Source organism: Sphingomonas sp. (assembly GCF_035555815.1).
In the GTDB taxonomy this organism is placed as follows: Bacteria; Pseudomonadota; Alphaproteobacteria; order Sphingomonadales; family Sphingomonadaceae; genus Sphingomonas.
Genome location: NZ_DATMGG010000017.1, coordinates 1 through 7,625, shown reverse-complemented (window position 1 = coordinate 7,625; position 7,625 = coordinate 1). Strand labels below are relative to the sequence as shown.

The following is a 7,625-nucleotide window of genomic DNA, read 5'->3' as shown; positions in this document are numbered from 1 at the left end:
GGTTCTGGACTTCAACCAGTACGGCACCCGGCGCGGCAATCACGAAGTGATGATGCGCGGCACCTTCGCCAACATCCGCATCAAAAACCAGATGCTGGGCGGCAAGGAGGGCGGCTTCACGCTGCACCAGCCGGACGGGGTCGAGATGCCGATCTACGACGCGGCGATGAAGTACAAGGCCGAGGGACGCCCGCTCGTCATCTTCGCCGGCAAGGAATATGGCACCGGCTCGTCGCGCGACTGGGCGGCGAAGGGCACCAACCTGCTCGGCGTGCGCGCGGTGATCACCGAGAGCTTCGAGCGCATCCACCGCTCCAACCTGGTCGGCATGGGCGTGCTGCCGCTGCAGTTCGCGGAAGGCGTCAACCGCGAGACGCTCAAGCTCGACGGCAGCGAGACCTTCACCATCGAGAACGTCGCCGGCATCCGCCCGCGTCAGGACGTGACGGTCAAGCTGACCCGCGCCGACGGTACCGTCGAGACGTTCGAGACTCGCTGCCGGATCGATACCGTCAACGAGCTGGAATATTTCCTCAACGGCGGCATCCTCCAGTACGTGCTGCGCAAGCTGGCGGCATGAGGGTCGCGCGGCGCGGGGCGATCGCTGGGGCCATCGCCCTCGCCTTCGCCGGCCGCGCCGCCCTTGCAGAGGGCGGTGGCATGTACGGGATGATCGGCAAGATCACCGCGAGACCCGGCCAGCGGGCAGCGCTCATCGCGCTGTTGCTCGACGGATCGGCCGACATGCCCGGCTGCCTGAGCTACATCGTCGCCGAGGACGCCGCCGATGCCGATGCGATCTGGGTGACCGAGGCGTGGGACAGCGAGGCGAGCCACAAGGCCTCGCTCGCGCTGCCGCAGGTCAAGGCGGCGATCGGCGCGGCGATGCCGCTGATCGCCGGCTTCGACACCGCCGCGACGACGCGGCCGGTGGGTGGCAAGGGGCTGTAGAGCGCCAGCCCAGCACGCGATCGTCGTTCCGCGAAGGCGGAATCCGTTATTACCAAACGTCGCGTGTCTCTGGTCGGCCGGCCACTACCGCTGCCCCCTTCGCGCGAATGACGGGGCAGGGCGGCAACGGCCACTATTGCTCGCCGCCTCTATCTCGCCGACGAATCCCGCACCGCAGCACTACGAGCCCACCCGGCAGCCATCATGCGCCGATGGGCGCCTGCTCACCCCAGCACCCGCCCGGCCACCGCGTCCAGCCTGGCCAGCAGCGCCGGATCGCGGACGTCGGGGGCTGTGATCAACGCGGTGTCGAGGCAGGTGTCGATCGGCGACGCCGGCCGCTCCGCCGGCAGGCCGCGCAGCAGGTGTCCGACCAGCGCCCGCGCCTTCTCCGCGTTGGCATTCAATTGCCGGATCACCTGCGCGACGTCGACCGCCGCCTCACCCTCGCGCCAGCAATCATAGTCGGTGACCATCGCCACCATCGCATAGGGTAGTTCCGCCTCGCGGCATAATTTGGCCTCGGGCAGCGCGGTCATGCCGATCACATGCGCCCCCCAGCTGCGGTAGAGATGGCTCTCCGCCCGGGTCGAGAATTGCGGGCCTTCCATGACGATGCAGGTGCCGCCGTCATGCACCTCGGCGCCGCCCGCGCGGGCGGCCGCCCCGGCCATCGCGGCCAGGCGCGGACAGACCGGATCGGCCATCGAGACATGCGCGACCATGCCCGTGCCGAAGAAGCTCGACGCGCGCCCCTGCGTGCGGTCGATGAACTGGTCGACGATGGTGAAGCTGCCGGGCGCGCGCTCCTCCTGCAATCCGCCGACCGACGAGATCGACAGCACGTCGGTCACCCCCAGCCGCTTCAGCGCGTCGACGTTGGCGCGTGCGTTCAATTCGCCCGGCGCGATACGGTGGCCACGGCCGTGGCGCGGCAGGAACACGACCCCGACGTCACCCAGCGCGCCCCGGAAGACCGCGTCGGACGGCGCCCCCCACGGCGTGTCGACATCGACCCATTCGCCCTCGACCCCGTCGATCGCATAGAGCCCCGACCCGCCGATGATCCCGATCGTCCAACCGCCCACGCAACCCCCGTCTGGTCAGTGCCTCATCCGCCCCCTATAGCGGGCGCGGTCGGGCGCGGGAGGGATAATGCGATTTTATCGTCCGGAAGATTTCACGCCGCTCATCGGGGAATCGCTGGTCATCGCCGGCACCGAACCGGCCATGGCGCTGACGCTCGCGGCGGTGCGTCCGATCCCGCACTCGCCGCGCGAAGGGGGCGGTTTCGCCCTTGATCTGGTCGGCCCGCGCGATCCGGTGATCCCGCAGGGGACGATCGGACTGATCCACGGCGCCGACGAGCACGTCGTGTTCGTCGTCGCGGTCGGCAGCGGACCCGACGGCACCGATTACGAGGCGATCTTCACCTGATCCGATGACGGCACGGGCGGGCGCTCCATGCGGATATACGGCCCGTCCTCCTCGACCTCGACAAAGCCCAGCCGGTGATAGAGCCGGCGCGCCGGATTGGCGTGCTCGACATGGATCGACACCTTGGCAGCGGCGGCGACGGCCTCGGCGATCACATCGGCCAGGATCGCGCCGCCGATGCCGCTGCCACGCGCCTCCGGCAACAGCGCGATGTCGACGATGCGGAAATCGCCCGGCCACCGCGCCAGGTACAGCCGCCCGATCGCGGTGCCCGCCCGCTCGATCACCAGCCATTCCGCCTGATAATGAGCGCGATAATGCTGGCGCTGAAAGTCGAACTGCTGATGGAGGAACGCCTGCTGCGCCGCGACCGGCCAGTCGGTCCGCGCCACCTCCTCCGCGCGCGTCGAAACATAGAGCGCGCGCAGGAAGGGGATATCGTCGTCGCGTTCGTCGCGGCAGGCGACGCCCAGCCGCGCCGCCGCGTCGAGCACCACCCGCATCGCCGTCAGTTGAAGGCGGCGGTGAAGTGCGCGCCGTCGGCGCTGTCGGCGCGCCGCACCAGGAACAGGCTGCCGCCGGTCAGGCCCTGGCTGAACTCATAGGTGCGGTTGCCCGCCGGTGCCGATTCGGCCGGGGTGGTGAAATTGACGAGGAATCCGAACGCGCGCTGAAGGTCGCGCGGGCGCGTGCCGACGTTGGCGAGCTGTTCGACCCCGGCGACCGTGATCGGCACCCAGCCATCCTCCCCCAGCACGCGCAGCACCGACCCGGCGCGCCGGCGCCACTGGGCGAAGCTGGCCGCTTCATAGGGCGGGCTGGTCACCTGCTGGATGATCCCCATCGCCGGCGCCGCCGCGATCGCGGTCGCGCCGGCCGCGATCACCATGCCGCGCCGCGAAATCTTCAAGCCATCGTCCGCCATCATCCGTCCCCCTTCCGCCCGCGTCATGAACGTGGCGGGAAAATACCCTGCAACGCGATGCAATAGTTGAGCGTCAGATAAGGCATCATATTGTTGTGCGACACCGCGCTGCCGGTGACTCCCGCGGTGATCGGCGCCATCATCGTGCCAGGCGCCCCGGTGCCATAGGCGTTGCCGCCACGGCTGCGCGACAACCCCGACGTCGTCGACGGCACCGACGTGGTGGCGACGCCGTTAATCGCGTTCAGCGCGTGGTTGTGGCCTGGAATTTCCGCCGCAAGCAGCGCGGTTGTCGCGCTACCGGCCTGTTCCCCCAGGAAGCGTTCCGAAAGCCCGGCACCCGCGCCGCTCCCGATCGCCGTCGAGCCCTGGAGATTGGGCAGGCCGAAGGTCGATTGCCCGTTTCCGCCGTAATTGGTGCCGAGCAGCGAGAACAACGCCGTGTTCTGGCTGATCGGCAGCAACTGGCCGCTGCAATAGGCCCAGCTCTGTGGCGGGAAATTGAAACCGAAAATGCGGATTTCCGCAACGAAAGGATCGGCCATGATCTGCCCTTGTCAATTCTGGGATGGATAGATCCCGAACAGGGATATGATGTAGTTGACGCATAGATAGGGCTGCATGTTGTCGTGCGGCTGGCTGTTCCCGACCATGCTGGTCGACTGCGGGTGCAGCGGCACGTTCGGCGCGCCGGGACGAAACACATTGACCGCGCTCAGTGCCGCCAGCACCTGGCCCGCCGCCTGCGCCGACGTGCCCGCCGCGCCGGAGGCGAGGAACGGATGGCTGTGGCTCGGCAACTGCTGCACCAACAGCGTCACCTGCTCGACGCCCGCCTTTTGGCCAAGGGCGTAGGCAGTGCCCGACGACGACGTCCCCAGATGGACCGGCGCGCGCCCGCACAGGTCGGGAAGGCCGAATGTCGACTGCCCGTCCCCGCCGAACGTGGTGCCGATCAGGTTGAACAGCGTGTCGTTCTCCGCGATCGGCAACAGCGCGCCGTTGCAGAACGCCCAGCCCAAGGGAGCGAAATTTCCCCCGAACATCCGAATTTCGCCGACGTAACCCGTCATGGGACGATCCTCAGTTTGGCGATGGAAAGATGCCGCCCAGGGCCATGCAAAAATTCAGCACCGCATAAGGCTGGCGATTTTCGTGCGGCTGCGAACCGCCGACGCTGGACAGGGTGCTCGAATGGAGCACCGTGATATCCCCCCCGGGACGATAGCCGTTGTTGAAGCTGGCGAGGGCGGCGGTGGGGGACGGAATGGCGCCGTCGGCATCGGTCGCCAGCGCGTAGACCAAATGCGTGTGCGGCGGCATTTCCGGGACGGTCAGCGTATGCACTTCCTCTCCCGCCCGCTCGCCCAGGGTGAAACCGGCGCCGAAGCTTATCGGCGTGCGTCCGCGCAGATCGGGCAGCGCGAACGTCGTCACCCCATTTCCGCCATAGGTCGTCCCAAGCAGCGAGAACAACGCCTGGTTCTGATTGATGGGAAGAAGCTGCCCGTTGCACATCGCCCAGTTCTTTGGCGCGAAGGCGAACGAGAATAGCCGGATTTCACCCATGAATGGTTCGGACATGTGAGCCCCCTCCACCGGAACATATGCCAATTTCAGCCCGCCGCATAGGGGCGTCACGGCGATCTTTTCATCCCCCCGGCGGCCGCGCGCGGGCCGGTCGTCAACGATTTGGCAACCCTTCCCGTCAATATCCTGTCCACCATGAATCCGCGGGGCATGGGGGCAAGACGATGGCGATGACGATGACGGTGCGCGCGCACGAACTTTCCGGGCTGCTCGATCGGGCGCCGCCGGGCGTGACCACCTTGTCGCTCGACTGTTTCGACACGCTGCTGTGGCGCAACACCCATGCCCCGCGCGATGTGTTCGCGGGCATCGCGGCGCCGGGCGGCGGGATCGAACCGCGCATCTGGGCCGAGGGCGTCGCGCGGCGGATGCGGTTCCAACGCGACAAATGCCGCGAGATCGGCCTGGACGAGATCTATCGCCGGATGCTGACCCGTGGCACCCCCGAAGAGATCGAGGCGGCGGTTGCTCACGAACTGGCGCTGGAAGCGGCGCACTGCTTTCCGTTCGCCCCGGTGGTCGAACTGATGCGCGACGCCCGCGCCCGCGGACTGCGCGTCATCCTGGTGTCCGACATGTATTTGTCCGAGGCGGAACTGCGCGGCCTGATCGCGGCGTCGGCCGGCGACGACGTGCTGGCGCTGGTCGATGCCATCTTCATGTCCTCCGCCTATGGCACCGCCAAGAGCGAGGATCTGTTCCCGATGGTGTTGGAGGCGATCGGCGCCGCGCCCGATCAAGTGCTCCATGTCGGCGACAACCGCGCCGCCGATTATGAGGGCGCCGCGCGCGCCGGCCTCCACGCCGTCCATTTCCAGCAGTTCGACGACGAGGTGATCCAGCGCCTCCGCCTGGAGACCGCCGCCGGCATCATGCTCGATCCCGCGATCCGCGTGACCGTGCCCAGCTACATGGCCCACCGCCCGGCGATCGCGCTGCGGCGGGAGAGCGACACCGCCTATGTCGTCGGGCACGACGTGATGGGCCCGGTGATGCACACCATGGCGACGTGGCTGAAGGCCGAACTGGACGCCACCGCCGCACGGCTGGGCCAGCCGGTGCGCCCGCTGTTCCTGATGCGCGACGGCTATCTGCCCTATGCGGTGTTCAACGCGCTCTATCCCGACGCCGGCGCCCGCCCGATCGAGATCAGCCGGCTGACCGCCGCGCGCGCCAGCCTGCACACCGCCGACGACGTCCATGCGTTCATCGGTGAATATCTCGACGTGCTGCCGCCGCGCGCGCTCGCCAAGCAGCTGATGCTGTTCGGCCACGAGGTCGACAAGCATCTGAAGAAGCGCCCCGGCGAAAAGACCGAGGACGACAAGGCGTTCCGCAAATGGCTGCGCGACCCGGAAACCGTCCGCAAGATCCTCAAGCGGTCACGCGGCTTCACCGATCGGCTGATCGCGCACCTGCGCGCCAACGACGTCGCCGATGGCGACGCGGTGATGCTGGTCGACGTCGGCTACAAGGGCACCGTCCAGAACATCATCACCCCGGTGCTCGAGCGCGAGATGGGGCTGACCGTCGGCGGCCGCTATCTGTTCCTGCGCGAGGAATGCATCAGCGGGCTCGACAAGGCCGGGCTGCTGGGCACCGACCTGTTCGAATGCCGCGCGCTCCATGCGCTGGGCACCTGCGTCGCGGTGGTCGAGCAGATGTGCAACATCGCGCAGGGATCGACCGTCGACTATACGCCGGAAGGCGCGCCGATCCGCGAGGAATCGGGGGTCAAGAGCTTTCAGAACGCCACGCGCGACCGGGTCCAGGCCGCCTGCCTCGATTTCGCCCGCACCGCGTTCGACGGAATGCACCGCCGCCCGTCGAGCGACGACATCGCTTCGCGCCGCCGCATGACCGGATCGATCCTCACCCGCCTGCTGTTCCTGCCGCTGCCGAGCGAGATCGCGCTGTTCGAGGCGTTCGACCACGACGTCAACCTGGGCACCAAGGTGATGATCCCGCTGCTCGACCATGACGAGGCCGCCGACGGGCTGCGCCGGCGCGGCATCGCCTATGTCAACGAGACGCGGCGGATGTACGTCCCCGGCGAGATCGCCCGCCACGGGATGCCGCTCAACCTGTCGCTGCTCACCACCAGCCGCTTCGCGCTGGACCTGCGCAACACCGATTTCGAGGTCGGCGGGGTCGAGGTGCCGGTGCTGATGCTGACCGACAGCGAGCAGACCGTGATGAAATTCACCGCCTGGCCCACGCACGAAGGCTTCTACCGGGTCAGCGTGCCGATCGGGCTGCGCCGGCCGACCGTGGCGGTGCAGATCGGCACGCTGTGCGACACCGTCCAGATCGACCGCGCGACCTGGACGCCGATCCGCGAATATGACGGCAATTGGGGCGCCGATCACAGCCCGGCGACGACGATGGTCGACGGGATGAGCACGATCGCGGAAGACCTCTATCAATGCGCCGAGACCGGGGTGGTGATCGCGATGCCACCGGGGGACAAGGTGCGCGGGGCGCAGGTGCTGACGCTGGTGTTTCGCCCGCTGCACTGGCGCGGCGAGGCGGCGGTGGCGCGCGCGGCGGCCTGACCGGCCCGCGCGCAAAATCACGCCGGGACAGGCATTTGTTAGGGGTAGCCATGCCATGGCAACGGCGATGACGACGCGCCGCCCTTGCTATCCGCTGATCGCCCCGCGGCCGCCGCGCGCCAGCCGGCTGGCCGATGTGTTCAGCCGGATCGAGGCGAGCGGGACAT

The 7,625-nt window shown here is 68.0% G+C and carries 9 protein-coding genes and 1 pseudogene; 4 read left to right on the top strand and 6 right to left on the bottom strand.

The window, feature by feature from the left end:
* Both VNR91_RS00935 and VNR91_RS00930 read left to right on the top strand, forming a co-directional pair.
* Window positions 1–580: pseudogene (locus VNR91_RS00935) on the top strand (aconitate hydratase); the annotation flags it as partial.
* 80 nt (window positions 581–660) lie between these two features.
* Window positions 661–951 carry a putative quinol monooxygenase gene (locus VNR91_RS00930; RefSeq protein ID WP_325488920.1) on the top strand — a complete coding sequence of 97 codons (291 nt, stop codon included), beginning with the start codon at window positions 661–663 and terminating at the stop codon, window positions 949–951.
* A 224-nt stretch (window positions 952–1,175) separates the two neighbouring features.
* Here the strand turns inward: VNR91_RS00930 and mtnP are convergent, their stop codons facing one another.
* Window positions 1,176–2,039, bottom strand: a complete 864-nt coding sequence (gene mtnP / locus VNR91_RS00925) for an S-methyl-5'-thioadenosine phosphorylase (RefSeq protein WP_325488919.1) — start codon at window positions 2,037–2,039, stop codon at window positions 1,176–1,178.
* A 67-nt stretch (window positions 2,040–2,106) separates the two neighbouring features.
* On the opposite strand from mtnP, the gene VNR91_RS00920 reads away from it, so the two are divergent.
* On the top strand, window positions 2,107–2,388 hold the full coding sequence (locus VNR91_RS00920; RefSeq protein ID WP_325488918.1) for a DUF6916 family protein: 282 nt from the start codon (window positions 2,107–2,109) through the stop codon (window positions 2,386–2,388).
* On the opposite strand, the gene VNR91_RS00915 is transcribed toward VNR91_RS00920, so the two are convergent.
* Genes VNR91_RS00915 through VNR91_RS00895 form a run of 5 tightly spaced genes read right to left on the bottom strand, consistent with a single transcriptional unit; the run spans window position 2,367 to window position 4,897 of the window.
* Entirely contained in the window at window positions 2,367–2,891 is a 525-nt protein-coding gene (locus VNR91_RS00915) for a GNAT family N-acetyltransferase (RefSeq protein WP_325488917.1), read from the bottom strand. The genes VNR91_RS00920 and VNR91_RS00915 overlap by 22 nt on opposite strands.
* Before the next feature lie 5 nt (window positions 2,892–2,896).
* A complete protein-coding gene (locus VNR91_RS00910; protein ID WP_325488916.1) occupies window positions 2,897–3,316 on the bottom strand; it encodes a hypothetical protein in 420 nt (139 codons plus the stop codon).
* A 20-nt stretch (window positions 3,317–3,336) separates the two neighbouring features.
* A complete protein-coding gene (locus tag VNR91_RS00905; protein WP_325488915.1) occupies window positions 3,337–3,858 on the bottom strand; it encodes a phage tail protein in 522 nt (173 codons plus the stop codon).
* A gap of 12 nt (window positions 3,859–3,870) precedes the next feature.
* Window positions 3,871–4,386, bottom strand: a complete 516-nt coding sequence (locus VNR91_RS00900) for a phage tail protein (protein ID WP_325488914.1) — start codon at window positions 4,384–4,386, stop codon at window positions 3,871–3,873.
* Between the two features lie 10 nt (window positions 4,387–4,396).
* Complete coding sequence (locus VNR91_RS00895; protein ID WP_325488913.1) at window positions 4,397–4,897, bottom strand: phage tail protein; 501 nt, start codon at window positions 4,895–4,897, stop codon at window positions 4,397–4,399.
* A 170-nt stretch (window positions 4,898–5,067) separates the two neighbouring features.
* Here VNR91_RS00895 and VNR91_RS00890 point away from each other — a divergent pair, with 170 nt between their 5' ends.
* Window positions 5,068–7,458, top strand: a complete 2,391-nt coding sequence (locus tag VNR91_RS00890) for an HAD family hydrolase (RefSeq protein WP_325488912.1) — start codon at window positions 5,068–5,070, stop codon at window positions 7,456–7,458.
* The last annotated feature ends 167 nt before the right edge of the window (window positions 7,459–7,625 follow it).

What these genes read in the sequence shown, in the direction of transcription:
- VNR91_RS00930 (WP_325488920.1), top strand. Translation starts at nt 661, where the DNA reads ATGTACGGGATGATCGGCAAGATCACCGCGAGACCCGGCCAGCGGGCA.
- VNR91_RS00920 (WP_325488918.1), top strand. Translation starts at nt 2,107, where the DNA reads ATGCGATTTTATCGTCCGGAAGATTTCACGCCGCTCATCGGGGAATCG.
- VNR91_RS00915 (WP_325488917.1), bottom strand. Translation starts at nt 2,891, where the DNA reads ATGCGGGTGGTGCTCGACGCGGCGGCGCGGCTGGGCGTCGCCTGCCGC.
- VNR91_RS00910 (WP_325488916.1), bottom strand. Translation starts at nt 3,316, where the DNA reads ATGATGGCGGACGATGGCTTGAAGATTTCGCGGCGCGGCATGGTGATC.
- VNR91_RS00905 (WP_325488915.1), bottom strand. Translation starts at nt 3,858, where the DNA reads ATGGCCGATCCTTTCGTTGCGGAAATCCGCATTTTCGGTTTCAATTTC.
- VNR91_RS00900 (WP_325488914.1), bottom strand. Translation starts at nt 4,386, where the DNA reads ATGACGGGTTACGTCGGCGAAATTCGGATGTTCGGGGGAAATTTCGCT.
- VNR91_RS00895 (WP_325488913.1), bottom strand. Translation starts at nt 4,897, where the DNA reads ATGTCCGAACCATTCATGGGTGAAATCCGGCTATTCTCGTTCGCCTTC.
- VNR91_RS00890 (WP_325488912.1), top strand. Translation starts at nt 5,068, where the DNA reads ATGGCGATGACGATGACGGTGCGCGCGCACGAACTTTCCGGGCTGCTC.